Annotated in this window: 29 protein-coding genes; 21 read left to right on the top strand and 8 right to left on the bottom strand. The window is 71.0% G+C overall.

Features of this window, described 5'->3' with window-relative positions; genetic code table 11:
- Nucleotides 1–107: 107 nt before the first annotated feature.
- Nucleotides 108–1,004: an NADP-dependent oxidoreductase gene (locus SSNG_RS15240; protein ID WP_007264735.1), complete on the top strand. Its 897-nt coding sequence runs from the start codon at nt 108–110 to the stop codon at nt 1,002–1,004.
- Between the two features lie 114 nt (nt 1,005–1,118).
- On the opposite strand, the gene SSNG_RS15235 is transcribed toward SSNG_RS15240, so the two are convergent.
- On the bottom strand, nt 1,119–1,688 hold the full coding sequence (locus tag SSNG_RS15235) for a TetR/AcrR family transcriptional regulator (protein WP_007264734.1): 570 nt from the start codon (nt 1,686–1,688) through the stop codon (nt 1,119–1,121).
- 95 nt (nt 1,689–1,783) lie between these two features.
- Here SSNG_RS15235 and SSNG_RS15230 point away from each other — a divergent pair, with 95 nt between their 5' ends.
- Together SSNG_RS15230 and SSNG_RS15225 are read left to right on the top strand one after the other, a co-directional pair.
- On the top strand, nt 1,784–2,386 hold the full coding sequence (locus SSNG_RS15230) for a DUF2867 domain-containing protein (RefSeq protein WP_042801054.1): 603 nt from the start codon (nt 1,784–1,786) through the stop codon (nt 2,384–2,386).
- Between the two features lie 429 nt (nt 2,387–2,815).
- Nucleotides 2,816–3,718 carry a helix-turn-helix transcriptional regulator gene (locus SSNG_RS15225; protein WP_007264732.1) on the top strand — a complete coding sequence of 301 codons (903 nt, stop codon included), beginning with the start codon at nt 2,816–2,818 and terminating at the stop codon, nt 3,716–3,718.
- 128 nt (nt 3,719–3,846) lie between these two features.
- Here SSNG_RS15225 and SSNG_RS37955 read toward each other — a convergent pair whose 3' ends face one another.
- Both SSNG_RS37955 and SSNG_RS15215 read right to left on the bottom strand, forming a co-directional pair.
- Complete coding sequence (locus SSNG_RS37955) at nt 3,847–5,436, bottom strand: ice-binding family protein (RefSeq protein ID WP_007264731.1); 1,590 nt, start codon at nt 5,434–5,436, stop codon at nt 3,847–3,849.
- 910 nt (nt 5,437–6,346) lie between these two features.
- On the bottom strand, nt 6,347–6,784 hold the full coding sequence (locus SSNG_RS15215) for a hypothetical protein (RefSeq protein ID WP_007264729.1): 438 nt from the start codon (nt 6,782–6,784) through the stop codon (nt 6,347–6,349).
- A 352-nt stretch (nt 6,785–7,136) separates the two neighbouring features.
- Between SSNG_RS15215 and hemL the strand changes: the two genes are divergently transcribed.
- From hemL to SSNG_RS15175, 8 genes are all read left to right on the top strand, one after another.
- The gene (hemL, locus tag SSNG_RS15210; RefSeq protein WP_007264728.1) at nt 7,137–8,459 is read left to right on the top strand and encodes a glutamate-1-semialdehyde 2,1-aminomutase; all 1,323 of its coding nucleotides are present in this window, start codon (nt 7,137–7,139) and stop codon (nt 8,457–8,459) included.
- On the top strand, nt 8,456–9,130 hold the full coding sequence (locus SSNG_RS15205) for a histidine phosphatase family protein (protein ID WP_007264727.1): 675 nt from the start codon (nt 8,456–8,458) through the stop codon (nt 9,128–9,130). Before hemL ends, SSNG_RS15205 begins: the two co-directional genes overlap by 4 nt.
- A 280-nt stretch (nt 9,131–9,410) precedes the next feature.
- Nucleotides 9,411–10,646, top strand: a complete 1,236-nt coding sequence (locus SSNG_RS15200) for a hypothetical protein (protein WP_007264726.1) — start codon at nt 9,411–9,413, stop codon at nt 10,644–10,646.
- Between the two features lie 98 nt (nt 10,647–10,744).
- Nucleotides 10,745–11,389, top strand: coding sequence for a TlpA disulfide reductase family protein (locus SSNG_RS15195; RefSeq protein ID WP_007264725.1), 645 nt, complete (start codon nt 10,745–10,747; stop codon nt 11,387–11,389).
- A gap of 4 nt (nt 11,390–11,393) precedes the next feature.
- On the top strand, nt 11,394–12,176 hold the full coding sequence (locus SSNG_RS15190; RefSeq protein WP_128636975.1) for a cytochrome c biogenesis protein CcdA: 783 nt from the start codon (nt 11,394–11,396) through the stop codon (nt 12,174–12,176).
- Nucleotides 12,177–12,189: 13 nt separating this feature from the next.
- Nucleotides 12,190–13,929 carry a cytochrome c biogenesis protein ResB gene (locus tag SSNG_RS15185; protein WP_007264723.1) on the top strand — a complete coding sequence of 580 codons (1,740 nt, stop codon included), beginning with the start codon at nt 12,190–12,192 and terminating at the stop codon, nt 13,927–13,929.
- Nucleotides 13,926–15,017 (top strand): c-type cytochrome biogenesis protein CcsB, encoded by a 1,092-nt coding sequence (gene ccsB, locus SSNG_RS15180; RefSeq protein ID WP_042801050.1) that lies wholly within the window; start codon nt 13,926–13,928, stop codon nt 15,015–15,017. The genes SSNG_RS15185 and ccsB overlap by 4 nt, the downstream gene beginning before the upstream one ends.
- 25 nt (nt 15,018–15,042) lie before the next feature.
- The gene (locus tag SSNG_RS15175) at nt 15,043–15,546 is read left to right on the top strand and encodes an SRPBCC domain-containing protein (protein ID WP_007264721.1); all 504 of its coding nucleotides are present in this window, start codon (nt 15,043–15,045) and stop codon (nt 15,544–15,546) included.
- Here the strand turns inward: SSNG_RS15175 and SSNG_RS15170 are convergent.
- Complete coding sequence (locus tag SSNG_RS15170; protein ID WP_007264720.1) at nt 15,522–16,067, bottom strand: hypothetical protein; 546 nt, start codon at nt 16,065–16,067, stop codon at nt 15,522–15,524. The genes SSNG_RS15175 and SSNG_RS15170 overlap by 25 nt on opposite strands.
- Nucleotides 16,068–16,150: 83 nt before the next feature.
- Complete coding sequence (locus tag SSNG_RS15165) at nt 16,151–16,627, bottom strand: MarR family transcriptional regulator (RefSeq protein ID WP_050779633.1); 477 nt, start codon at nt 16,625–16,627, stop codon at nt 16,151–16,153.
- 131 nt (nt 16,628–16,758) lie between these two features.
- Between SSNG_RS15165 and SSNG_RS15160 the strand changes: the two genes are divergently transcribed.
- Entirely contained in the window at nt 16,759–17,124 is a 366-nt protein-coding gene (locus SSNG_RS15160) for a cupin domain-containing protein (protein WP_241695057.1), read from the top strand.
- 9 nt (nt 17,125–17,133) lie between these two features.
- On the opposite strand, the gene SSNG_RS15155 is transcribed toward SSNG_RS15160, so the two are convergent.
- Entirely contained in the window at nt 17,134–17,475 is a 342-nt protein-coding gene (locus tag SSNG_RS15155; RefSeq protein ID WP_007264717.1) for a PLD nuclease N-terminal domain-containing protein, read from the bottom strand.
- A 90-nt stretch (nt 17,476–17,565) separates the two neighbouring features.
- Between SSNG_RS15155 and SSNG_RS15150 the strand changes: the two genes are divergently transcribed.
- The 4 genes from SSNG_RS15150 (at nt 17,566) to SSNG_RS43825 (ending at nt 21,021) form a co-directional block, all read left to right on the top strand.
- Complete coding sequence (locus SSNG_RS15150) at nt 17,566–19,023, top strand: menaquinone biosynthesis decarboxylase (protein ID WP_007264716.1); 1,458 nt, start codon at nt 17,566–17,568, stop codon at nt 19,021–19,023.
- A complete protein-coding gene (locus tag SSNG_RS15145; RefSeq protein WP_007264715.1) occupies nt 19,020–19,493 on the top strand; it encodes a hypothetical protein in 474 nt (157 codons plus the stop codon). Before SSNG_RS15150 ends, SSNG_RS15145 begins: the two co-directional genes overlap by 4 nt.
- Nucleotides 19,494–19,513: 20 nt before the next feature.
- The gene (gene mqnP / locus SSNG_RS15140; RefSeq protein WP_128637468.1) at nt 19,514–20,422 is read left to right on the top strand and encodes a menaquinone biosynthesis prenyltransferase MqnP; all 909 of its coding nucleotides are present in this window, start codon (nt 19,514–19,516) and stop codon (nt 20,420–20,422) included.
- A gap of 224 nt (nt 20,423–20,646) precedes the next feature.
- Entirely contained in the window at nt 20,647–21,021 is a 375-nt protein-coding gene (locus SSNG_RS43825) for a Uma2 family endonuclease (RefSeq protein ID WP_277752165.1), read from the top strand.
- Here SSNG_RS43825 and SSNG_RS15130 read toward each other — a convergent pair.
- Entirely contained in the window at nt 21,014–21,631 is a 618-nt protein-coding gene (locus SSNG_RS15130; protein ID WP_007264712.1) for a rhomboid family intramembrane serine protease, read from the bottom strand. The two genes, SSNG_RS43825 and SSNG_RS15130, sit on opposite strands and share 8 nt — an antisense overlap.
- Before the next feature lie 91 nt (nt 21,632–21,722).
- Between SSNG_RS15130 and SSNG_RS15125 the strand changes: the two genes are divergently transcribed.
- Nucleotides 21,723–22,394, top strand: a complete 672-nt coding sequence (locus tag SSNG_RS15125) for a UbiX family flavin prenyltransferase (RefSeq protein WP_007264711.1) — start codon at nt 21,723–21,725, stop codon at nt 22,392–22,394.
- A gap of 11 nt (nt 22,395–22,405) precedes the next feature.
- On the opposite strand, the gene SSNG_RS44845 is transcribed toward SSNG_RS15125, so the two are convergent.
- Nucleotides 22,406–22,540, bottom strand: coding sequence for a hypothetical protein (locus SSNG_RS44845; protein WP_007264710.1), 135 nt, complete (start codon nt 22,538–22,540; stop codon nt 22,406–22,408).
- A 121-nt stretch (nt 22,541–22,661) separates the two neighbouring features.
- Here SSNG_RS44845 and SSNG_RS15120 point away from each other — a divergent pair, with 121 nt between their 5' ends.
- From SSNG_RS15120 to SSNG_RS15105, 4 genes are all read left to right on the top strand, one after another.
- Complete coding sequence (locus SSNG_RS15120; protein ID WP_007264709.1) at nt 22,662–23,117, top strand: Lrp/AsnC family transcriptional regulator; 456 nt, start codon at nt 22,662–22,664, stop codon at nt 23,115–23,117.
- Between the two features lie 62 nt (nt 23,118–23,179).
- Nucleotides 23,180–24,343 carry an aminofutalosine synthase MqnE gene (gene mqnE, locus SSNG_RS15115; RefSeq protein ID WP_007264708.1) on the top strand — a complete coding sequence of 388 codons (1,164 nt, stop codon included), beginning with the start codon at nt 23,180–23,182 and terminating at the stop codon, nt 24,341–24,343.
- A 106-nt stretch (nt 24,344–24,449) separates the two neighbouring features.
- Nucleotides 24,450–24,974 carry a GNAT family N-acetyltransferase gene (locus tag SSNG_RS15110; RefSeq protein ID WP_007264707.1) on the top strand — a complete coding sequence of 175 codons (525 nt, stop codon included), beginning with the start codon at nt 24,450–24,452 and terminating at the stop codon, nt 24,972–24,974.
- Between the two features lie 80 nt (nt 24,975–25,054).
- Nucleotides 25,055–25,360, top strand: coding sequence for a DUF4229 domain-containing protein (locus SSNG_RS15105; RefSeq protein WP_042801046.1), 306 nt, complete (start codon nt 25,055–25,057; stop codon nt 25,358–25,360).
- Nucleotides 25,361–25,632: the final 272 nt, after the last annotated feature.

The raw sequence follows: 25,632 nt of genomic DNA, 5'->3' as shown, positions 1-25,632 counted from the left end.
CCGGAGTGCGTACTTACGAAAAGAGAGTACCTCTCCATAAGTTAGTGGTCATCGGGAACGGCCGAACGGCCAAGACCAACGGGGAGAGAGAAATGAGCGGGCAGATTATGCGGGCGGCGTTCGTCAGCACCTTCGGCGGCCCGGAGCGGGTCGAGCAGGCCGAGGTGGCGGTCCCCGAGCCGGGGGCCGGGCAGGTCCGGATCCGGGTCCGGGCCGCCGGGGTGAACCCGGTCGACGGCGCCGTCCGCGCGGGCGTCTTCGGCGGGGCCGGGCAGCGGATCGGGCTCGGCTGGGACGTGGCGGGGGAGATCGACGCGGTCGGCGCCGGCGTGGACGGCTGGACGGAGGGCCGCCGGGTGGTCGGGCTGCACTACGGCACGGTGAAGCCGCTCGGCACGCACGCCGAGTACGCGGTGCTCGACGCCTCGGCGGTGGCGGCGGCGCCGGAGTCGGTGGACGACGCGGCCGCGGCGGTGCTGCCGCTGAGCGGGCTGACGGCGGCCCGGGCGTTGGACCTCCTGGGGCTCGCCCCGGGCGACTCGGTACTGGTCACCGGCGCGGCCGGGATGGTCGGCGGCCTGGCGGTGCAGCTGGCCGCGCGGGCGGGGCTGGTGGTGACGGCGCTGGCGGGCGCGGGGGACGAGGAGTTCGTACGCTCGCTCGGCGCGGCGGAGTTCGTGGCCCGGGACGGGGCGCCCGCCGGGCCGGTGGACGGGGTGCTGGACGCGGCGGTGCTGGGCGCGCCCGCGCTGGGCTTCGTCCGTGACGGCGGCGCGTACGTCGGCCTGATCCCGGGCGCGGCGCCGGCCGCGGAGCGGGGGATCCGGGTGGCGGAACAGGAAGTCGCCCCGGACGGCGTGCTGCTGGCCCGGCTGTCCGCGCTGGTCGACGCGGGCGCGTTGACGCTCCGCGTGGCGGGCACCTTCCCCCTGGCGGAGGCCGCGAAGGCCCACGAGGCCCTGGCCGTCCCGGGCACCCGGGGCCGCGTGGTCCTCGTTTCCTGACGTGGTCCTCGCCCCGCTCAGCGCCGGCGGGCTTCCCGGGTCCGCCGGACGGAGCCCGCTGCGGCGGCGCGAAGCCGGTGAGGCGCCCCGGCGCCGAGCGGTGCGAGCGGCGCGTCAAGAAGGGGGCCGCAGGAGCCATCGGCGGGTGAGGGTCGTCATCTCGGCCTGGCTGCGGCCGCCGTGGTCGACGGCGATGAACTGGCCGCCGATCCGCAGCGAGAACATCATCAGGCAGCGGACCTCGACGTCGTCCGGGTCGGGGCAGAACGCCGCGAACAGCCCGCGCAGGTAGTCCATCCGGCGGTTGTCGACGCGGCGCAGCCGCGCCGCGACCGCCGGGTCGCGGCGGGCCCAGTCGCGGACCGCCAGGTCGACGGCGGTGCCCCGCACCGGGCCGTCGGCCGACTCGGCGACGAAGGTGAACAGCCGGTCCAGTCTGTCCCGCGCGTCGCCGCCGCTGCTCTCGATCCGCTCGATCACCGCGTCCGCGACCTCGTGCTCCCAGGTGTCGAGCATCTCCTCCAGCAGCGCGTCCCGGTTGTGGAAGTACCCGTAGAAGCCTCCCTTGCTGACGCCGAGGGCCTGTGCGAGCCCTTCGACCCGTACGGCGTCGGGGCCGCCGGCGGCGAGGGCGCGCAGGCCTTCTTCGATCCACTTGCCGCGGGGCGTGCGGGCGGTGGCCATGGTGTGTCTCCCGTCACGTGCCGATGATCTATACGCATGCGTATAGAGGGGCCTAGCCTCATCTGTACGGCATCGTATAGATGAGGGGCACACACATGAAACTCCCCAGTACCGCCCACACCTCCCGGCCCTGGCGCATCCACGAGATCGCCGGTGACTTCCAGCTGGAGGACGTCTGGGCGCTGCCGACACCGGGCGGCCCGGACGACCTCGCGTGGCTGGTGGCCCAGTTCGCCGAAGGCCGGGACGAGGCGTCCGGCATCTCCTCCCCCCTGTACCGGATCCTCTTCGCCATCCGCTGGAAGCTCGGTGCCCTGCTCGGCTGGGACGAGGCCGGTGACGGCGTCGGAAAGCGGGTGGACTCGCTGCGGGAGCGGCTGCCGGCCGATCTCGCCGAAGGGCTGCGGGGGCCCGACCTGGAGAGCATCCCCTTCACCTCCGTCTACCTGACGCACGACGAGTGGGTCGCCGAGATGGGCAACAAGACCGTGCACGGGGTGATGCACATCGGCTGGGTCCCGGACGGCCTCGGCGGCTACCGCGGCCAGATGGCCGTCCTGGTCAAGCCCAACGGCCTGCTCGGCGCCGCGTACATGGCCGCGATCAAGCCCTTCCGGTACCTGGGCGTGTACCCGGCGCTGATCAGGGCGATCGGCCGCGAGTGGCAGGAGAACGCCGCCGCGCGCCGCCAGGCCTGAAGGCCCTGGCCGCCGTGTCGGCGGCCAAGGGGAGAGGGGCGGTACCGACTCCTGTGCGCGATGGTGGCGTAACTGACGGCCGCGATCACGTAGGGCAGTCCCTGGGGTTGGCATATTGCACAGAAATTCATCGGAAGGGGACTTGTCTGGGTGGTTGCTGCGCGACCTTTGGGGGAGCGGAGTTTCGCGCAAGACTGCGGTCTGGGAGTTCGGGACTCGATTCCTCGGGCAACTCTGGGGTGATTTCCTGATTCCTGTTTTTTTGTGACCGGAAAATATGGTCAGCGCGGTGAAGTTTAATGCGAAATTCAGGTCGCTCTGCGCCCGGCGTGAATCACTTGCGCGACACGGGACCGCGGTGGATCCAGGTGTCCTGGCCGTGGCAGTCTGCTTGCCAGCGTAAGGGTTTCGAGCGGAGGTACACGGCCCGTGGGTGTCAATGTCAATCCCACCGTCAGCAGGCGCCGGCTGGGATCGGAGCTCCGTCGGCTCCGGGAGATGAGGGGTATGACGACCCCGCAGGTGGCGGAGAGCCTGCTGATCTCCCAGCCCAAGATCAGTCTCATGGAGAACGGCCGCCGCCTCGTCAAGCCACGAGACGTGCGCGATCTCTGCAGGCTGTACGGAGTCCAGGACCAGCGGCTTGTCGACCAGCTGATGCGACTGGCCAGGGAATCGGGGCAGCAGGGCTGGTGGAATGCCTACGGTGACATCCCGTACGGCGCATACATCGGCCTGGAAACCGAGGCCGCGGCGATCCGATGCTTCGAGCCCCTGGTGATCCCCGGCCTGCTGCAGACCCCCGCCTACGCTCGGGCGGTCATCGCAGGAACGATCCCTCAGGCCGCCGCCGAACAGGCCGCCATGCGTCTCCAGGTGCGGCTGCGGCGCCAGCGCCGGCTTGCCGCCCCGGAAAACCCGCTGCGCTTATGGGCCGTACTGGACGAATCGGCACTGCGGCGCCTCGTAGGCAGCCGCGAGGTCATGCGCGAGCAACTGGAGCATCTGACCGACCTCGGAGTCCAGCCGCACATCACCGTGCAGGTCCTCCCCCACGACGTGGGGGCGCACCCCGGTGTTTCGGGGCAGTTCGCCCTGCTCGAGTTCGCCGACGCTACCGACGTGAGCCTGGTGTATTTGGAAAGGTTCACCAGCGATCTCTATCTGGAAAAACGATCCGACGTCAGGATCTACAGCGACATGTACGCCCACCTACAGGCCCAGGCGCTGAGCCCGGACAGTACCCGTCACTTCATCAACGAAGCCATCAAGGCGTACGTCGCCACCGAATCATGGGCAGACGCCCGGACGCCCACCCTGCCGAACCCGTGAGCGTCGTGCGGTACGCATCCTGACACCGAGGACCGAGCCCCTGGACGACGTGTCCAGGGGCTCGGCTTTGGGCGCTGTCGAGACCGATCGGTCAGAGGTGCGAGGCTGTCACGCCGGCCTCGTGCCGGCTAGTCCTGTCGAGTCACCGCACCCCGGCGGGTTCTCTTCATCGCGAAGACCGCCGAGCCTCCGACGAATACCAGGGCGGCTGCGGCGGCGGCCATGATGCCGGTCCCGCTGCTCGTGCTGGTAGCGGCGATGCCTGGCGACGCCGGCTTCGGCTGCCGACCGGTGGCGGCGCCCACGTGGGCGAAGTTGACGTTCTTGGCCATCTGGCCGGGAAGCATGTGGCCCAGGGCGTCGTCGAGGCCGCCCGGCAGGAAGTCGGCCCACGGGGGCTTGCCCTGGTCGTGGTCGTCGTGACCGTGGCCGGGCTTGCCCTGGTCGTGGTCGTCGTGACCGTGACCCTGCTCGCCCTCGTCGTCGTAGTCGTCGCGACCGTGTTGGCCCTCGTCACCGTCGCCGTCGTCGTGGTGGCCGTGGTGGCCGTGGTCGTGATCGCCCGAGTCTCCCTTTTCGCCCTTGTCGCCGCGAGGCCCCTTGGGCCCGGCAGGCCCGGTGGGTCCGGCGGGTCCGGCAGGTCCGGCGGGACCGGTGGGTCCGGCGGGTCCGGCGGGTCCGGCAGAACCGGTGGGTCCGGCGGGGCCGGTGGGTCCGGCGGGTCCGGCAGAACCGGTGGGTCCGGCGGGTCCGGCGGGACCGGTGGGTCCGGCGGGTCCGGCGGGTCCAGCAGAACCGGTGGGTCCGGCGGGTCCGGTGGGTCCAGCAGAACCGGTGGGTCCGGCGGGTCCGGTGGGTCCAGCGGGTCCGGGTGCGCCCGTCGGTCCGGGCGGCCCGGTCGGACCGGGAGATCCGGTGGGTCCGGGAGGTCCGGTGGGTCCGGGAGGTCCGGGCGGGCCGACGGCGCAGGTCGGCCTCGTGATGGTGTTGTTGTCCATCGTGACCGCGGCCTCACGCGCCAGGGCGCGGCCTTCGATCACAGCGCTGTTGTTCAGCGTGATGGACTGCAGGGCCAGGATGGTGCCCTTGAACTGGGTGGTCGTGCCGAGGGTGGCGGAGCTGCCCACCTGCCAGAACACGTTGCAGGCATTTGCTCCGTTGATGAACTCCACGGCACTCGAGGTAGCCGTGGTCAGGGTCGAGGGGATCCGGAAGATGAAGACGGAGTTGGGGTCGTTCTGGCCGTCGAGTGTGACCGTGCCGGTGAGTTGGATGAACGACGGGGCAGTGTAGACGCCGGGCGCCAGCGTCAGTCCGCCGATCTCGGAGGATGCGAGCACGGTCCCGGGTCCCCGGCCTGCCGCGTCGTCGTAGGCGACGACGAGGTCGGACTTCGCCTGAGCGGCGGCGGCGTTGGGGGCGACGCGCGTCACTCCGTTGACGATGCCGGGCGGGAAGCCGGTCACCGATGTACCCGGATAGAGCCCCAGGTCACCGTTGATGACGGTGTCGTTCGTGTTGGTGACCGTAGAACCGGCCAGGACCCCGTAACTGGCGGTGGTCCCCAGCAGCACGGGGGCTTCTGCGGCGTGGGCGAGGGTCGGGATCAGGGTGGCCGCTAGGAGCGCTGTGGGGAGCAGGGCGAAGGCTCCCCGTTTGAGCAGATTGCGTTGGGGACTTGTGTCGGGTGGAGCCGACCGGAAGGCATCCAATGCCATGGCAGGACCTTTCTTGTTGCTTCGGGTCTCAGTCCTCCCGAAGGAGGATCCCGAGCGCCCGCGACGATGGCTGCTCAGAGCCGCAGGCCCCCCTGCCGGCTCCGGTGCGAAGGCTCGCCCTGAGCGGGAGCCGCAGAACGATTGCCTTCCAGGGATGTGATGCGCCGTCATGCGGGATTATTCACGCATATTACGCAGCAATAGACCGCAAATCGGAAAAAATGGTCTGCATGAGTGACGCGACGTCAGGAGGCCATGTGCGCTGAACGGCCACGCGAATCCGTTGTGCCGTCAAAGCGGAGAGCGTCGACGCATCCGAGAGGCCCTTCTTGACCGACGTGAACGATCGCTGGCGCAAGTCGCACCGCAAGGGCCCCGGAGGCCGGCTGCGCCGAGTACAGGAGCCGTACGAGGCGGATGGCCCCGACCACCGACCGCCGACCGCCGACCGCCGACCACGGGACCGGCGAGCGCCGGCAGGTCCGCTACCGCTACCTCGGCGGGCAGCGGCGCGAGGGGAACTCCGAGACCGGGGCGGCGGCCGGCAGCCGGGCCACCGAGGTCGACGCCGAGCTGCGGCACGGCACGTGCGTCGTCCCCAGCGAGACCAAGGAGACGCTCGCCGGCCACGCGCAGAAATGGCCGGACGTGGATCCCGTCGGCCAGACGACCGCCCTCCGGTACGAGGCCGCGGTCCGCGACCGCACCCCCCCGCCCCCCTCGGAGGGCGCGAGCTGCGCTCACTCAACCAGCCGTCCACCACCCAGGCCGGATGCGCGAGCTCCAGGACGCGGGCCGTGGACGACGGTCCTGCTGTCCAAGGAGTGCGCCCCGGCCGCCCGGCGGGCGGTTTCCGCACCGGGGCGGGCAGTCCTCCCGGAAGGCCGCCCACCGTGGATGAAAGCCCGGGTCAGGGCCAGACGAGGCAGTACGCCTGGTGGCCGTTCTCGTGGAGGCGGTGGGAGAAGTCCTGCCATTCGTGCAGCAGCTGGTAGACGTTGAAGGCGTCGCGCGGGCCGCCGCGGTCGGGGACCGTCGACCAGATGAAGGCGGCCGCGCCCACCGACTCCTCGCCCACCCCGCGCAGCGGGTCCACCACCGTCATGGGCAGCTTGACCACCGCGTAGTCGGGGTGCAGGACGACGAGCTCCAGCGGCGGCACCTTGTGCAGGGGTATGCCCTCGATGCCGGTCAGGACCATCGCGGCCATGGTCTCCGGCTTGATCTTGGTGAACATGCCGCCCATGCCGAGCTCGTCGCCGCCCAGCTCCTCCGGCCGCATCGTCTGCGGCACGCGCGCGGCCGTGGCGCCGTCGGGGGCGCCGAAGTACTTGTACGTCACTCCCATGCCGCGGCCCTTGGGCAGGCCGCCGGTGTCCTCCGCGTCGTCCGCCTCGTCCCCGGTGCCGGGCGACCGGCCCGGGCCCTGGAGGGGAGCGGGTGCGGGCTCGGCGGCCTCGGCCGCACGCCGCCGGTGCTTGCCGCGTCGGCGGGCTTCACGGGCTTCACGGGCGCGCTGCGGGTCCAGGCCGTCCGTACCCTCGCCCGGTCCACCACCGCGTTGCATATCTCCACCCGACACGTATTGCCTGCCCCGGCCCCGCGGCCCCCGCCACGCAGCCTGATCATCATGGCAGTGACCTCCCCCGCGGCGGCGCGGTGAAACGCCCGTCCGCAAGTCTGTCGCGGCCTCTGAGACCATGGCTGGTGTGAGCTACCCGTACCCGTATGAAGCCCCAGTTTCGCAGACGCTCTTCGAGCGCGCGTCCCTCGTGACCCCCGGCGGCGTGAACTCTCCCGTGCGCGCCTTCCGTGCCGTGGGCGGTACGCCCCGGTTCATGGTGTCCGGTACCGGTCCCTACCTGACCGATGCCGACGGGCGCGAGTACGTCGACCTGGTCTGCTCGTGGGGGCCGATGATCCTCGGCCACTCCCACCCCGAGGTGATCGAGGCGGTGCAGGCGGCGGTCGCCCGCGGCACCTCCTTCGGCACCCCCGGCGAGGGCGAGGTCGCCCTCGCCGAGGAGATCACCGCCCGTATCGAGCCCGTCGAGCAGGTGCGCCTGGTGTCCTCCGGCACCGAGGCGACCATGTCGGCGATCCGGCTGGCCCGCGGCTTCACCGGTCGCGCCAAGGTCGTCAAGTTCGCAGGCTGCTACCACGGACACGTCGACGCGCTGCTGGCCGCCGCCGGTTCCGGCCTGGCCACCTTCGCCCTGCCCGACACCCCCGGTGTCACGGGCGCGCAGGCGGGCGACACGATCGTGCTCCCCTACAACGACCTCGACGCGGTGCGGGCGGCGTTCGCCGCGCACCCCGGTGAGATCGCCTGCGTGATCACCGAGGCCGCGCCCGGCAACATGGGCGTCGTCACCCCGGCCGAGGGCTTCAACCAGGGCCTCGCCGACCTGTGCCGCGAGAACGGCGCGCTGTACATCTCCGACGAGGTGATGACCGGTTTCCGTACCTCCCGCGCCGGCTGGTACGGGGTGGACGGGGTCAAGCCCGACCTGATGACCTTCGGCAAGGTCATGGGCGGCGGCTTCCCGGCGGCGGCGTTCGGCGGCCGCGCGGACGTCATGGGGCACCTGGCCCCGGCCGGCCCGGTCTACCAGGCGGGCACGCTCTCCGGTAACCCGATCGCCACGGCGGCGGGCCTGGCGCAGCTGCGGCTGCTGGACGAGGCGGCGTACGCGAAGGTCGACGCGGTCTCGAAGGAGATCCAGGGCCTGGTGACGGAGGCGCTGAGCAAGGAGGGCGTGGTGCACCGGCTGCAGACCGCGTCCAACATGTTCTCGGTGTTCTTCACCGGGGAGCAGGTCCGCAACTACGACGACGCGAAGAAGCAGGAAGGGTTCCGCTTCAACGCGTTCTTCCACTCGATGCTGGCGCAGGGCGTGTACCTGCCGCCGTCGGCGTTCGAGTCCTGGTTCGTGTCCACGGCCCACGACGAGCGGGCGGTCGAGCGGATCGCGGCCGCGCTGCCGGCAGCCGCTCGGGCCGCCGCGGAGGCGACGGCATGAGCGACATCACCGTCGTCCACGTGATGCGGCACGGCGAGGTGCACAACCCGGACGGGGTCCTGTACGGGCGCCGGGCCGGCTACCACCTCTCCGAGCTGGGCCGGCAGATGGCCGACCGGGTCGCCGAGCACCTCCAGGACCGGGACGTCACCTACGTGGTGGCCTCGCCGCTGGAGCGGGCGCAGGAGACGGCCGCGCCGATCGCCAAGGTGCACGGCCTGGAGCTGGCCACCGACGGCCGCCTGATCGAGGCGGGCAACGTCTTCGAGGGCAAGACCTTCGGCGTCGGCGACGGCGCGCTGCGCAAGCCGGGCAACTGGAAGCACCTGACGAACCCGTTCAAGCCGTCGTGGGGAGAGCCGTACGTCGAGCAGGTCGTGCGGATGATGAGCGCGATCGAGGCGGCGCGGGACGCGGCGCGCGGGCACGAGGCGGTGGCGGTCAGCCACCAGCTGCCGATCTGGATCGTACGGAGCTTCGCGGAGCGGCGGCGGCTGTGGCACGACCCGCGGCGGCGGCAGTGCACGCTCGCTTCGCTGACGTCGTTCACGTACCAGGACGACAAGCTGGTGTCGGTGGGGTACAGCGAGCCGGCGCGGGATCTCGTTCCCGTGCATCTCCTCGCGGGGGCGAAGCCGGTGAAGGGCAAGTCCAAGGCCTTCGGGGCGTAGCCCCGGCCCCCTGGGGGCTCCGCCCCCAGACCCCCGCGCCTCAAACGCCGGCGGGGCTGGAATTTCGCTGCGCGAAATCCAGCCCGCGCGGCGTTTGAGCGCGACGGGGTCAGGGGCGGAGCCCCTGGGAACGGTGGAAGGGTGGGTAGGGGACAGCCCCGCAGGGCATCCGTCACCGTCCAGCGCAGCGTCATGGTTTGACCTGTTTTCGTAAAAGTTCCGCGCCGCGCGTCGTGTCGACCTCTCGACAGCCGTCGAATGTCCGTTTATATGACGTTTCATGAGCGATGCGCGCGCCATCACCCGAAGGGCGCTGCTCGGCCTCGGAATCGGGGCCGCCGCAGCCGCCGCAGGCGGAATCGCGGGGTGCGGGGCCGACGGGTCCCGCGCCAAGGACGGGTCCGGGTCCGGATCCGGAGGCGGGGCGATGGCCCCGGCGAAGCCCATCGGCGACGGGTCCACCGCCGACACCGGCCCCCAGCCGCACCAGCCGCCCCGCCCGACCCCCCTCCAGCCCGGGGAGACGCCGCCGCAGTTCGTCGTCTTCAGCTGGGACGGCGCCGGCGAGATCGGCAACGGCCTCTTCCCGCGGTTCCTCCGGCTCGCCAAGGACCACGGCGCGGCCATGACCTTCTTCCTCTCCGGCCTCTACTGCCTCCCCGAGTCGAAGAAGGACCTCTACTGGCCCCCGAACAACCCCGCCGGCGCCTCCGACATCGGCTACCTCAAGGACGAGAACGTCCGCAGCACCCTGCGCCTCGTCCGCCAGGCCTGGCTCGACGGACACGAGATCGGCACCCACTTCAACGGCCACTTCTGCTCCGGCGCCGGCTCCGTCGCCCACTGGACCCCCGACGACTGGCGCAGCGAGATCGAGCAGGCGACGGCGTTCGTCACCGGCTGGCGCACCAACACCGGCTTCACCGACCTCGAACCGCTCCCCTTCGACTACCGCGTGGAGCTGACCGGCGCCCGCACCCCCTGCCTCCTCGGGCAGGACGCGCTGCTCCCCACCGCCCGCGCGCTCGGCTGGCGCTACGACTCCAGCTCGCCCGGCGGGCTCCAGCGCTGGCCGGTGAAGAAGGAGGGGGTGTGGGACCTGCCGTTGCAGTCGCTGCCCTTCCCCGGGCACTCCTTCGAGGTGCTGTCGATGGACTACAACATCCTCGCCAACCAGTCGCGGAACACCACGAGGGGCGTGGCGGCCAACTACCCGGGCTGGCGCGCCCAGGCCACCGCCACCTACCTCGGCGGTTTCCGGCGGGCGTACGAGACCAACCGCGCGCCCCTCTTCATCGGCAACCACTTCGAGGAGTGGAACGGCGGCATCTACATGGACGCCGTCGAGGAGGCGCTCAAGACCATGGCGGACAAAAAGGATGTACGTCTCGTATCCTTCCGGCAGTTCACCGACTGGCTGGACGTCCAGGACCCGAAAGTGCTGGCCGGACTGCGCACGCTGGGCCCCGGACAGGCCCCGTCCGGCGGCTGGCGGAACCTTTCCGCCCGTCCCTGACCACCCACTGACAGCCCCTGACCAGGGCTTTGGCGGCCGGCCGGCAGGCCGTCGGGGGGTGCGGAAGATCGGCAAATCGGTCATGCGAAACTTTTCACATGAGCCTTAGCCGCGCGCGTTCACCTCGAACCAGCCGCCGCTCGACCAGCGGCCGCGCCGTCCTGCTGACCGCGATCACCCTCGCGAGCGCCCTGACCCTGTCCGCGTGCGGCGATTCGGGCAGTGGCGGCAAGCCGGCCGGTGCCGCCGGCGGCAACTACGTGACCGGCCCCAGCGGCATCTCCACCGTCGCCAAGGCCGACCGCGTCGACGCGCCCAAGCTCGACGGGGAGACCGTCGAGGGCAAGACGCTCGACACCACCACCCTCAAGGGCAAGGTCGTCGTCCTCAACGTCTGGGGCTCCTGGTGCCCGCCCTGCCGCGCCGAGGCCCCGTACTTCGCGAAGGTCTCCAAGGACATGGCCGACGGCGGCAAGGACGTCGCGTTCGTCGGCATCAACACCCGCGACAACAGCAAGCAGAACGCCGCCGCCTTCGAGCAGAACTTCGGGATCGCCTACCCGAGCCTCTACGACCCGGACGGCAAGCTGATGCTCCGCTTCCCCAAGGGCACGCTCAACGCGCAGTCCATCCCCTCGACGATCGTCCTCGACAAGCAGGGCAAGATCGCCGCCCGCACCCTCGTCGCGGTCAACGAGGAGCAGCTGCGCTCGATGGTCGACCCGCTCCTCGCGGAGCAGTGACCTGGTGGACCCGTACCTCCTGCCGGCCGCCGAGGCGGTCACCGGCGTCAACACCACGGTCCTGAACGGCGCGCTGCTGCTGGCCCTGCCGATCGCCCTGTTCGCCGGGCTGATCTCCTTCTTCTCCCCGTGCGTGCTCCCCCTCGTCCCCGGCTACCTCTCCTACGTCACCGGCGTCAGCGGTGCCGACCTCGCCGAGGCCCGGCGCGGCCGGATGCTGGCCGGCGCGAGCCTGTTCGTCCTCGGCTTCACCGCCGTGTTCGTCTCGACGGGCGCGCTCTTCGGGCAGTTCGGCGACGTCTTCCAGGGCGAGAACAAGGAGGTCATCACCCGGGTGATGGGCGGCCTGGTGATCGTCCTCGGCCTCTTCTTCATGGGCGCCATCCCGGGTCTGACCATGCGGGAGTTCCGCTTCCACAAGAAGCCGGCGGCGGGCCTGCTCGGCGCGCCCCTGCTGGGCGTGCTCTTCGGCGTCGGCTGGACCCCCTGCATGGGCCCGACGCTCGCCGCCGTCCAGACGCTCTCCATCGACCAGGCCACCGCCGGGCGCGGCGCGCTGCTGACCGCCGTCTACTGCCTCGGTCTCGGCCTGCCCTTCATCCTCGCGGCGATCGCCTTCCGCAAGGCGCTCGGTGCTTTCGGCTGGGTGAAGAAGCACTATGCATGGGTGATGCGGATCGGCGGCGGCATGCTGATCCTGACCGGCCTGCTGCTCGTCACGGGGATGTGGACCGGCATCGTGAACGAGATGCAGAGCTGGACCCAAACCTTCACGGTGGGGATCTGAGGACTACACGGACATGAGTACGACCGACAAGGCGCCCGTCGAGGCGTCCCACGCGGCGCCCAACGAGGCGCCCCACGAGGCCGACGCCGAGGCGGACGCCGACGCCGCCGCCGGAGCGCAGCTCTCCACGGCCCCCGCCGAGGAGAGCGCGGCCGCCCCCGTCGGCATCGGGGTGGTCGGCTGGGTCCGGTGGTTCTGGCGCCAGCTCACCTCCATGCGCGTGGCGCTGATCCTGCTGTTCCTGCTCTCCCTCGGCTCCATCCCGGGCTCCCTCGTCCCCCAGACGCAGGTGGACCCGATGAAGGTCGCCGAGTGGAAGAAGACCCACGAGTTCTGGGTGCCGGTCGCCGAGAAGCTCCAGCTCTTCGACGTCTACAGCTCGGTGTGGTTCTCCGCGATCTACATCCTGCTGTTCGTGTCGCTGATCGGCTGCATCGTCCCGCGCACCTGGCAGTTCGTCGGCCAGCTCACCGGCCGCCCGCCGGGCGCCCCGCGCCGCCTGAAGCGGCTGCCGGCGTACGCGACGTGGCGTACGGAGGCCTCCCCGGAGGAGGTCCTCGCCGAGGGGAAGGCGCTGCTGCGGGGGCGGGGCTTCCGTACGGAGTCCGGCGGCGACGCCGTCGCCGCCGAGAAGGGTTACCTCCGGGAGGCAGGGAACCTGGCCTTCCACATCGCCCTGATCGTGATGCTGGTGGCCTTCGCGTGCGGCCAGCTCTTCAAGTCCGAGGGCGGCAAGCTCGTCCTGCGCGGCAAGGGCTTCGCGAACACGCTCACCCAGTACGACGACTTCAAGTCCGGCAGCCTCTTCTCCTCCGACGACCTGCCGCCGTTCTCGTTCACCCTGGACAGGTTCGACGCCAGCTACGAGAAGAGCGGCCCGCAGAAGGGCACCCCGCGCGACTTCAAGGCGTACGTCACCTACAGCGAGGGCGCGCACGGGGAGCCGAAGAAGGCCGAGATCGAGGTCAACGAGCCGCTGGAGATCGACGGCTCCAAGATCTTCCTGCTGGGCCACGGCTACGCGCCGGTCATCTCGGTGACCGACCCGACCGGCAAGGTGATCTACAAGGACGCCGTGCCGATGCTGCCCTTCGACGCCAACCTGAGCTCCTCGGGCGCGGTCAAGGTCCCGGACGGCTACCGCAACAAGAACGGCGAGAAGGAACAGCTCGGCTTCAACGCCATGTTCGTGCCGACCTTCGCGGGCGAGGGCAAGGGCACGATGCTCTCGCAGTTCCCGGCCCTGGACTTCCCCGTCCTCGCCCTCAGCGCCTACCACGGCAGCCTCGGCGTCGACGCGGGCCTGCCGCAGAACGTGTACCAGCTGAACACCTCCAAGATGCAGGAGTTCAAGAACCCGGAGGGGCAGCTGTTCAAGCAGCGGCTGCTGCCGGGCGAGACGATGACCCTGCCGGACGGCGCGGGCACCGTGAAGTTCGAGGGCATCGAGCGCTGGGCCACCTTCTCGGTCACCCAGCAGCCCGCCAACGGGCTGGCCCTCGCCGGCGCCCTCGTCGCCATCGGCGGTCTCGCCGCGTCCCTGTTCATCCAGCGGCGCAGGATCTGGGTCCGCGCGGTCCGGGACGAGGACGGCCTGACCGTCGTGGAGCTGGCGGGCCTGGGCCGCAGCGAGTCGGCGAAGCTGCCGGAGGAGCTGTCGGTGCTCTGCGCCGCCCTGTACGAACGGGCGCCGAGCCCGGCGCAACCGGCCGATCCCGGAAACACCGAGGAAGAAGAAGGGGAGCGCGCATGACGACGCTGCTCGCGGCGGCGACGAACGAGAGCCTCGCCGATCTCAGCAACAAGCTCGTGTACGCGTCGATGGCGGTCTACACGCTCGCCTTCCTCGCGCACATCACCGAGTGGGTCTTCGGCAGCCGCAGCAAGGTGGGCCGTACGGCCGCCGCGCTGACCGCGTCGAAGGCGGCGGCCGGAGCGGCCCCCGCCGTGCAGGTCCGCCAGAAGGGCGGGGGCACGGCCGTCCTCGACAAGCCGGAGGTCGTCACCCGCTCCGCGTCGGGCAGCCGGGACGTCCCCGACGGCCCGGGCGCGGCCGGCGGCACCGAGCAGGGCGACCTGTACGGGCGGATCGCGGTCTCGCTGACGGTGCTCGGCTTCCTCATCGAGGCGGGCGGCGTGGTCGCCCGCGCGATGTCGGTGCAGCGGGCCCCCTGGGGCAACATGTACGAGTTCTCGGTGACCTTCTCCACGGTCGCGGTCGGCGCGTACCTGCTGCTCCTGGCGCTGAAGAAGAACGTCCGCTGGCTCGGCCTGATCCTGGTCACGACGGTCCTGCTGGACCTCGGCATCGCCACCACCTGGCTCTACACCGACAGTGACCAGCTGGTCCCGGCCCTGCACTCGTACTGGCTGTGGATCCACGTCTCCACCGCCATCTTCTGCGGCGCGGTCTTCTACATCGGCGCGGCCGGCGCGGTGCTCTACCTGTTCCGCGACAGCTACGAGAGCCACCTGGAGGCGGGCCGGACCGTCGGGAAGTTCCGCAGCTCGGTGCTGGAGCGGCTGCCCTCGGCGGCCTCGCTCGACAAGTTCTCGTACCGGATCAACGCGGCGGTCTTCCCGCTGTGGACGTTCACCATCGTCGCGGGCGCCATCTGGGCGGGCGACGCGTGGGGCCGCTACTGGGGCTGGGACCCCAAGGAGGTCTGGTCCTTCGTCACCTGGGTGGCGTACGCCTGCTACCTGCACGCGCGGGCCACGGCCGGCTGGAAGGGCCGCAAGGCCGCCTACCTGGCGCTCTTCGCCTTCGCCTGCTGGATCTGGAACTACTACGGCGTGAACATCCTGCTCAGCGGCAAGCACTCGTACGCGGGCGTCTGACCCGGGGGAGTGGGACGCTGGTGGTATGTCTCCTGTGAGCCATGCCACCAGCGAGCCGCGCGGCCCCGGCCGCTGGACCATCCGCTTCGAGATGCACCTGCCGTACGGGTACGAGGCCCTGTGGCCCGCCCTGACCACGGCGGAGGGGCTGCGCGGCTGGCTGGCGGCGGCGGACGTGCTGGAACGCCGCCTCGGCGGGGCCGTCACCCTGCGCTGGCCCAACACCGGCACCACCGTGTCCGGGCAGGTCACCGCCTGGGACACCGAGCGGGTCGCCGAGTACACGGTCTCCGAGCACGGCCGGATCCGCTTCCACCTGGAGGCGGTCGGCACCGACTCGACGGTGGTCCGCTTCCTGAACGAGCGCGGCGGCTCCGAGGAGGAGCGCCTGGACTGCCTGGCCGGCTGGCACGACCACTTCGAGCGGCTGGAGTCCTTCATGGCCGGGCACCCGACGGACTGGGCGGCCTGGACCGACGCCCGCTGGGCGGAGCTGCGCGCCTCCTACGCGTCCTTCTCCAGGACGTAGGAGCCGCGCGCCGGGCCGGTCCCGAGGAAGAACCCGAAGTACAGCTCCAGCGCCCCGCGCTCGTCGCGGCGCAGTTCGAAGGTCCACGCGTACCGCTGGGGCGCCCCCGCCGGGGGGCCCGTGCCGGCGCGGCCGGCGGTGGCGGTCGGGGCGGGCAGCCGCAGCCGCAGGTGCTGGCCGAGGGTGCGGTCGGCGGGCTGCCGGCCGGTGAGCCGCCAGGAGCCGGGGCCCGAGAGCCGCCAGCCGGCGGCGTAGTCGCGGTCCTGGCCGTCGAGGAGGGTGACGTCGGCGCTGCCGTCGGCCCGGAAGACCACCTCGGTGCCGTCGACGCAGCGCCAGGTGCCGACGATCTCCGAGATGTCGGCGTCGTACACGGCGGGGACGGGGCGTGCGTCGTGGCGCTGCGGGTCCCAGCCGCCCGTCATGGCGAGCAGGGCGCAGGTGAGCACCCCGTACGCGAGCAGGTTGCGCAGGACCGTGTCGAGGATGCGGATCCCGGGCCGGGTACGCGGTGGTGGCATGGCCTGATTCTGCCAGCGGGGTTGAACGCGTTCAATGATCTTTCCGGCCGGTTTCCGTCACGCCGTCGCGCCCGTGGCCCGGGTCACCAGACCGGCCGCAGCGGCGGCAGCCCCTCGCCCCCGTGCAGGGCGCGGATGAGGCGCGCCAGCTCCCCGCGCAGGGAGCCGAGGTCGGCCTGCCCGGCCAGTTCCGCCTCCAGTCCGTGCAGGACGCGTCCGGCGGTGGCCAGGTGCTGTTCGGCGGCGGGGGTCAGGACGACGAGCTTGCGCCGCCCGCCGCCCGGGTGCGGCTCGCGCCGGACGTAGCCGCGCTTCTCCAGGTCGTCGACGATCTGCCCGGCGGCCTGTTTGGTGACCCCGAGCCGCTCGGCCAGTTCGCTGGCGGTGGAGCCGGGTCCCTTGAGGGCCTGGAAGGCCATGCCGTGCAGCGGGCGCAGGTCGGCGTACCCCTCGTCGGCGAGGCGCCGGGTGAACTCGCCCAGCATCAGCTGGAAGCCGATCCCGAGCAGGAAGGTCAGCTCGACGCCGGAACTCTCTTCGTTGGAAGTCACGCGGTCCATGGTGGCATGCGGGCATGGCGAGTAAAGGTTCTTGACTCAGGCGAGTAAAGCCCCTTTACTTGCATCTGTCGCCCCGCACTCCGCGGCACTCCACGGCACTCCACGGAAACGGAAGAGGACCCGCCTTGCACGTGATCAGCGCTTCCCCCGAGAACGTCACCGCCTCCCCCAACGCCACCATGACCGGCCTCGCCGCCCCCAGCCGCGGCAGCTCCGAGCTCTCCACCTGGCACGTCGACATGCCCGCCGGAGCCACCGGCCCCGAGCACGCCGTCAGCCGCGAACAGGTCTGGCAGCTGACCGCCGGCTCCCTGGAGGTCACCTGCGACGGCCGCACCGAGAAGGTGTCCGCCGGCCAGACCCTCGTCCTGCCGCCCGATGTCCTGCGCCGGATCCACGCCCCCGAGCGCTTCGAGGCGTACGTGGTCATGCGCGCCGACGGTGTCGCCTCGGTCCCCGGCACCGAGGGGACCCGCGTCCTGCCCTGGGCGCGGTGACCCCCGCCCCTACTCCTTGTCGCCGTCCTTGCCGCCGTCCTTGTCCTTGTCCCTGTCCTTGTCCCTGTTCTTCTCCTGCTCCTCGCGCAGGGAGTTCAGGAACTCCGGGTTGTCGTCGGGCGCCACCCACTGCTGCCGGCGCGCCCGGCCCCCGCCCCCGCCGCCGACCGCGGAGCGCTTGCGGCCCGCGAACAGCCACACCACCGGGCCGACGATCGAGAACAGCAGGATGATCAGCACCCAGACCGTCTTCGGCAGGTGCTTGACCTCCTCCTCCGGGGTGTTCAGGCAGTCGATGAAGGCGTAGATGGTCAGCGCCAGGATCAGCAGGAACGGCAGATAGCGCAGCACGGTGTGGGACCGACTCCCGGGAAGTGACGACGGGCCCGCGCGGGGCCCCGGTGACGGTTCCAGGGTATGGGGTGACGGATACTGGGCTCCATGGCTTACGACGATCTCCGCTCGCTGCTCCGGGCTCTGGAGCGGGAGGGCGACCTCAAGCGCATCAAGGCCGAAGTCGACCCGTACCTGGAGGTCGGGGAGATCGTCGACAGAGTGAACAAGGCCGGCGGCCCGGCCCTGCTCTTCGAGAACGTCAAGGGCTCGGCGATGCCGCTCGCCATGAACGTCTTCGGCACCGACCGCCGCCTCCTGAAGGCCCTCGGCCTCAAGTCGTACGGCGAGATCAGCGAGAAGATCGGCGGCCTCCTCAAGCCCGAGCTGCCCCAGGGCTTCATCGGCGTCCGCGAGGCCTTCGGCAAGCTCGGCTCGATGGTCCACGTACCGCCGAAGAAGGTGAAGGGCGAGTCCGCGCCCGTCCAGGAGGTCGTCCTCACCGGCGACGACGTCGACCTCGACCGGCTCCCGGCGCTCTTCACCTGGCCCAAGGACGGCGGCTCCTTCTTCAACCTGGGCCTCACCCACACCAAGCACCCCGAGACCGGCGTCCGCAACCTCGGCCTCTACCGGCTCCAGCGCCACGACAAGCGCACCATCGGCATGCACTGGCAGATCCACAAGGACAGCCGCAACCACTACGCCGTCGCCGCCGCGCGCGGCGAGCGGCTGCCGGTCGCGATCGCCTTCGGCTGCCCGCCCGCCGTCACGTACGCCTCCACCGCACCGCTGCCGGGCGACATCGACGAGTACCTCTTCGCCGGGTTCGTCGCGGGCAAGCGGATCGAGATGGTCGACTGCAAGACCGTCCCCCTCCAGGTCCCGGCCAACGCGGAGGTCGTCGTCGAGGGCTGGCTGGAGCCCGGGGAGATGCTCCCCGAGGGCCCCTTCGGCGACCACACCGGCTTCTACACCCCGCAGGAGCCCTTCCCGGCGCTGAAGATCGACTGCGTGACGATGCGGAAGCGCCCGCTGCTCCAGTCGATCGTGGTCGGCCGGCCGCCGACGGAGGACGGCCCGCTGGGCCGCGCCACGGAACGGTTCTTCCTCCCGCTCCTCAAGATCATCGTGCCGGACATCGTGGACTACCACCTGCCCGAGTCGGGCGGCTTCCACAACTGCGCGATCGTCTCGATCGACAAGAAGTACCCCAAGCACGCCCAGAAGGTCATGCACGCCATCTGGGGCGCCCACATGATGTCGCTGACCAAGCTGATCATCGTGGTCGACAAGGACTGCGACGTCCACGACCTCCACGAGGTCTCCTGGCGGGCGCTGGGCAACACCGACTACTCGCGCGACCTGACCGTGGTCGAGGGACCGGTGGACCACCTGGACCACGCCTCCTACCAGCAGTTCTGGGGCGGCAAGGCGGGCATCGACGCGACCAAGAAGCTGCCGGAGGAGGGCTACACCCGCGACGGCGGCTGGCCCGACATGGTGGAGTCCGACCCGGCGACGGCGGCCCTGGTGGACCGCCGCTGGAAGGAGTACGGCCTGTGAGCCCGATCGTCATGGGCGGCCCCGCCCTCTTCATCGGCGACGACACCACGTACGTGGCCCTCGTGCGCCCGGAGCTCGACCCCGCCGACCCGGAGGTCCGCGAGGCCGCCGCGGAGGCGGGCGTCAGCCCCGAGGAGTTCGTCGGCCCCGGCGGCGTCTGGGCGCTGATGTGGGACGACGAGGACGGCGGCGGCGGCTTCGAGCTGCCCGGTCTGCGCGACGCGGACGCCGACGACTTCGCCGAACGCCTGCTCGCCGAGCTGTCCTTCGCCGAAGCCGAGCCGTTCACCGTCGAGGCCGGCCCCGTGCTGAGCCTGGAGGGCCGCCCGGCCGGCGACGACTGCGCCTTCCTCGCCCGGATCACCCCGCCGGAGGGCGAGGAGGTCCCCCCGCTCACCCTGGACATCACCCCTGAGGCCGTGGACACCCTCCGCGCCGACCTCGAAGAGTTCCGCGGGAGCCTGGCGTGATGACCACCGCCGACGGCGTCATCGGACCCGGATCCGGATCCGCCCCGCAGGCACCCGGCAGGGTCAAGGCCTTCCTGCGGCTCGTGATGATCGAGCACTCGGTCTTCGCGCTGCCCTTCGCGTACATCGCCGCGCTGACGGCCATGTACCGGCTCGACGGGCGCATGCACTGGACCGAGCTGCTGCTCGTCACCGTCTGCATGGTGGGGCTGCGCACCTTCGCGATGGCCGCGAACCGGATCATCGACCGGGAGATCGACGCCCGCAACCCGCGCACGGCCGGGCGCGAGCTCGTCACGGGCGCGGTCTCGGTGCGGTCCGCCTGGACCGGCGCGGGGATCGCGCTGGTGGTCTTCCTCGGCGCGGCGGCCCTGCTGAACCCGCTGTGCCTGGCGCTGGCGCCGGTCGCCGTCGTCCCGATGGTGGTCTACCCGTACGGCAAGCGCTTCACGAACTTCCCGCAGGCCATCCTGGGCCTGGCCCAGGCCATGGGGCCGGTGGGCGCGTGGCTCGCCGTCACGGGCGAGTGGTCCTGGGAGGCGGTGGTCCTCGGGCTCGCGATCGGCGTCTGGATCGGCGGCTTCGACCTGATCTACGCCTGCCAGGACATCGACTCCGACCGCGCGGACGGCGTCAAGTCGGTCCCGGCCCGCTTCGGCGTCCCGGCCGCACTGTGGGGCGCCCGGGGCTGCCACGTGGTCACCACGGTCCTGCTGGCCTGGTACGCCGTCCTCACCGACGGCGGCGTCTTCCTGTGGCTCGGCCTGCTGATCGTCGCGGCGGCGTTCCTGTACGAGCACACCATCGTCAAGCCGCACGACCTGTCCCGCCTGAACCGGGCGTTCTTCACGGTCAACGGCGTGATCGGTATCTGCCTGTTCGTCGCGACGCTGGCCGATCTCATCTCGCGCGGCCTCACGCTGAACTAGCCCGAAGGGGTGAAGGGCGGCGGAACCGGGGCCGGTTGCGCCGCCCTTCCGCTTGTCTGGGGGCCGTTCCTCGCGGCCGCGAGGATGTTCCGAGGGCGATTCCGATGAACCCGTCGACCGTGACCTCGTCCCCGCGACCGCGGGGATCCCGCCCCTTCCACATGTGCACCCTCATGAAAGTGTGGGATGCCCTGGATGCCTGTCTGCCGCAGGAATGGGGCTGAATCAGCCAGGTTGCCTGCGGGCCGGCAGTTGAGCGCGCCCCGGACCTCCTGGTCATCCGTCAGGCCGCCATCGCCGAGAGCCTGGATGTCTACCCACCCGAGCTGGTCGCGCTCGTGGTGGAAGTCGTCGATCCGCCGACGGCGACCGACGACTACGAGATCAAGGACAAGGCCTACGCCCGGCGCGGGATCCCGCACTACCTGGTCTTCGACCCCTACAAGGCGCACTGCGTCACCATGTGGAACCCGGGCCCCGACGGCTACCGCGGCCGTGACGTGATCCCCTACGGCGACGCGGTCGTGGTGGAGACCGGCCTCGGGAAGCTGACCGTCGACACCTCGGCGCTTCCCGTCGACCCCGGGGCCGTCAGCTGAGCGGGGCGGCCTGCCGGGGTGTGGGGCGGCGGTAGTACAGGGCCGTCAGTACGCCGCCCAGCAGCCCGCACAGGTGGCCCTGCCAGCTGATCGTCGGGTCCAGCGGCAGCAGGCCGAGGAAGAACGTTCCTCCCCAGTACGCGGCGACGGCCACGCCCACCAGGATGCCCAGCACCCTGCGCTCGACGAACCCACGGACCACCACGTAGCCGAACAGTCCGTAGACGACGCCCGAGGCGCCCAGGGTCACGCCGTCCGACGGGGCGATCAGCCAGGTACCGATGCCGTCCGCCAGGACGATCAGCACGCACGCCGCGAGGAAGCGCCGGATCCCGGACAGGGCCGCTATGAAGCCGAGGACCAGCAGCGGGACGCTGTTGGAGGCGACGTGGTCGAAGCCGTAGTGCAGGAAGGACCCGGTGAGGACGCCCGTGAGGGTGTCGGGGTCGCGGCCCACGATCCCGTACGCGTCCAGCGCGTGCCCGGTGGCGTAGTCGACCGCCTCGATCAGCCACAGCAGGGCCACCCAGCCCAGCATCAGCTGTGCGGCGGCCTTGGCGCGGTCGGTCCGGCTCCAGGCGGGCTCGGCGGTCGTCGTCGGCGTGCTCATGGTGGTGTTCCCCCTCGTACCGTCCCACCCCATGGGACGTGCGGACACCTTACAGAGTGCCTCCGCTCCGTGGCCGGATAGTCTCGGAGGTATGACTGACGGCAAGCGCACCCCGTGGGTGGTCGGGGTTTCCGGGGCGTCCGGGACGCCGTACGCGGCGGCGGTGGTACGGGGGCTGCTGGCGGCGGGCGAGAGTGTTGACCTGGTGGTCAGCCGGGCCTCGCGGCTCACCCTGCTGGACGAGACCGGGATCGCCTTCCGGGACGCGCACTGGCGCGCGGACCTGGAGGAGTGGCTGGGCCGCGGCGCGGACGGCAAGCCGGGGACCTTCGCCGGGTTCGACCTCGACGCGGTGCGGTACTGGGGCGCCGGGGACCTGGCGGCCGGCCCGAGTTCGGGCTCGTACCCCGTCAAGGGGATGCTGATCGTCCCGGCCTCCACCGCCTGCGTGGCGGGTGTGGCGCTCGGGCTGTCGAAGGACCTGCTCCAGCGCGTCGCGAGCGTGACGCTCAAGGAGCGGCGCCGGCTGGTGGTCGCGGTGCGGGAGACCCCGCTGAACGGGCAGACGCTCAGGCATCTGGTGGCGCTGGACGAGGCGGGCGCGGTCGTGCTGCCCGCCTCTCCGGCGTTCTACGCGGGCGCGACGCACATCCAGGACCTCGTGGACTTCGTCGCGGGGCGGGTGCTCGACGCGGCAGGTGTGCCGCACGGGCTGTACCGCCGTTGGGAGGGGGAGCTTGGCAGCGCCCGCCCCCGTGAGTAGCGGCGTCGGCGTCAGCGCTTCTTGGTGCTGCCCGGACGGCGGGTCTTGTCGACGCGGTGGGCGGCTGCGGGCTGGTCGGTGCGGGATCGGTTGGCCAGCTCCTGGAGCTGTCGCATGTGCGCGTAGGCCGCCTCGATCGTGTACACGGTGAACCACTCCTGAAGATCGTCATTGATCTGTTGAAAGATTCACAGGGTGTTGACCCTGTGTGCCTTTGATTCTATACCTAAACTTGCAGGATCGCCGAATAATGGAAGGCTCCACGTAATGGACACGGTGGACAGGCAGCTCATCCAGGCGCTTCGGGAGAACGGCCGCGCCTCGTACGCGGAGCTGGGCCGTCTCGTGGGCCTCTCCGGCCCCAGCGTCACCGACCGCATCAACCGGCTGGAGACCGCCGGCGTGATCACCGGCTACCGCGCGACGGTCGCCGCCGCCGAGCTCGGCCTCGGCGTCACCGCGCTGATCGGCATCTCCCTCTCCGACGCCGCAGACCACGAGGACGTGGCGCGCCGGCTGCGCGACTTCCAGGAGATCGAGGACTGCTGGTTCATCGCCGGCGACGACTCGTACATGCTCAAGGTGCGCGCCGGAGACGTCGACGGCCTGGAGCGGATCATCCGCAAGCTCTCCGGCACCAAGGGCGTCTCCCGCACCCGCACCACGATCGTGCTCTCCACCAAGTGGGAGAACCGGGTCGGCGAGCTGCCCGAGGACGCCTGAGAGTACGGTGGGTGGCGGTTGCAGACAGGTGCTGGACAGGGACAGGTAGAGGAGACACCGGCATGGACGCGGGGCTCAAGCGCGAGCTGGAGGAGAAGGTCCGCTCCGGCGAGCGGCTGACGCGTGAGGACGGCATCGCCCTCTACGAGTCGGACGACCTGGCCTGGCTGGGCGGTCTCGCCCACGAGGTGCGCACGCGCAAGAACGGCGACGTCGTCCACTTCAACGTCAACCGCCACCTCAACATGACGAACGTGTGCACGGCCTCGTGCGCCTACTGCTCGTTCCAGCGCAAGCCGGGCGAGAAGGACGCGTACACGATGCGCATCGAGGAAGCCGTCCGCCTGGCCAAGGCCATGGAGAACGAGAACCTCACCGAGCTGCACATCGTCAACGGCCTGCACCCCACCCTCCCGTGGCGGTACTACCCGCGTTCGCTGTCCGCCCTCAAGGAGGCGCTGCCGAACGTCTCGCTGAAGGCGTTCACGGCCACCGAGATCCACCACTTCGAGAAGATCTCCGGCCTGTCGGCCTCCGAGATCCTCGACGAGCTGATCGAGTCCGGCCTCGAATCGCTCACCGGTGGCGGCGCGGAGATCTTCGACTGGGAGGTCCGCCAGCACATCGTCGACCACGACACCCACTGGGAGGACTGGTCGCGCATCCACCGCCTGGCGCACGAGAAGGGCCTCAAGACCCCGTCGACGATGCTCTACGGGCACATCGAGGAGCCGCGCCACCGGGTGGACCACGTGCTGCGGCTGCGCGAGCTCCAGGACGAGACCGGGGGCTTCCAGGTCTTCATCCCGCTGCGCTACCAGCACGACTTCGTGGACATGAAGGACGGCAAGGTCCGCAACAGGCTCCAGGCGCGCACGACGATGGCCACGGGTGCCGAGGCGCTGAAGACCTTCGCGGTCTCCCGGCTGCTCTTCGACAACGTGCCGCACGTCAAGGTCTTCTGGGTGATGCACGGCGTGCAGACCGCCCAGCTCGCGCTCCAGCACGGGGCGGACGACATGGACGGCTCGGTCGTCGAGTACAAGATCACGCACGACGCGGACAACTACGGCACCCCGAACAAGCTGGGCCGCGACGACCTCCTGGAGCTCATCCGCGAGGCCGGCTTCCGCCCGGTCGAGCGCAACACGCGCTACGAGGTCATCCGCGAGTACCCGGGCCCGGACGCCTCGCTGCGCGAGACCCCGCAGGCGATGCGCGTCTGACGCCGACTCGGCTCCGCCGAGGCCCCGGTCCCCTGTGGACCGGGGCCTTTCGCGTTCGTGCGGCCGACCTGTTGTCCGCCGGGAAAGTAATGGATACTCTTCGGGAATGACCCTTACCTTCACCTTCGATCCGGTCGTCGACCCCGCCCTGCGCGACGGCATCGCACAGCTGTGGACCGAGGTCACCAACGCCGGCGGCGCGGTCGGCTTCGTCCCGCCCGTCACCGTCGACGACATCCGCCCCGCCCTGGTCAGGCACCTCGTCGCGCTGGCCGAGGGTCGCCACCGGCTGCTGGTCGGGCGGGACGCCGAGGGTGCGGTGCAGGCCGTCGCCTTCCTCGCCTTCGAGGCGCACCCGTTGCGGAAGCACTGGGTCTGGGCGTACACGGTCATGGTCGGCCCCGCCCTCCAGGGCCGCGGCGCCGGGCGGGAGCTGATGGCCGCCCTCGCCGACGCGGCGCGCTCGCTGGAGGGCATCGAGGCCATCCGCCTGGAGTGCCGCGGCGGCGTCGGGCTGGAGCACTTCTACGCGGCCTGCGGCTACAAGGAGGTCGGCCGGGTCCCCGGCGCCATCCGCGTGGCCCCCGGCGACGACCGCGACGACATCACGATGCTGCTGCCCCTGCACTGACCCCGCCGGGCCGCGGCGGGGGCCCGGCGTGCTTCACTGGACGGGCACGTGCCGACGTACGAAGAGAGGGAGGGGTCACCGTGGCCCTCAAGCCGAGCGCGACGATCCGCTACACCGCGATGCGCCTGGGCATCTTCGTCGGGTGCCTGGTGCTCGTCGCCGTCCTGGTCAACGTGGGCTGGGTGCCCGCCGGGCTGGGCGACGCCAACTTCGCCTGGATCGTGCTCCTCGCGCTGGTGCTCTCCGCCCCGCTGTCCTTCGTCCTGCTGCGCAAGCAGCGCGACGAGATGTCCCAGCAGATCTCCGGACGCGTCGCGGGTGCGAAGGAACGGCTCGCCGCGAACCGCAGCCAGGAGGACGCGGCCGACGACGCCGCGCGCGCCTGAGTCCTTCCTCACAGCGGCCGCCCGGCCGCTCCCCGCACCGACACGCCCCAGCGCCGGGAACACCCCCCGCCACGCTGGGGCTTCGGCGTTCCCGGGGCCGTGCCGGGGCGGCGGACCGGGTCCCGCGCGATCCGTGCTCAAAGCATCCCTTTGAGATTCTCAAAGCCCAAGTGTTAGCGTGTTCAACATGTTGACCGCAGCCGCGCACCCGATGAGCCCGAGCGTCCCGCTCGTGGCGCGCCTGCACGTCGACCTCTGCCGCCGCGTGTCCG

Source organism: Streptomyces sp. C (assembly GCF_000158895.1).
GTDB lineage: Bacteria > Actinomycetota > Actinomycetes > Streptomycetales > Streptomycetaceae > Streptomyces > Streptomyces racemochromogenes.
The sequence above is the reverse complement of the archived record's forward strand: the minus strand, read 5'-3'. Positions and strand labels throughout refer to the sequence as shown.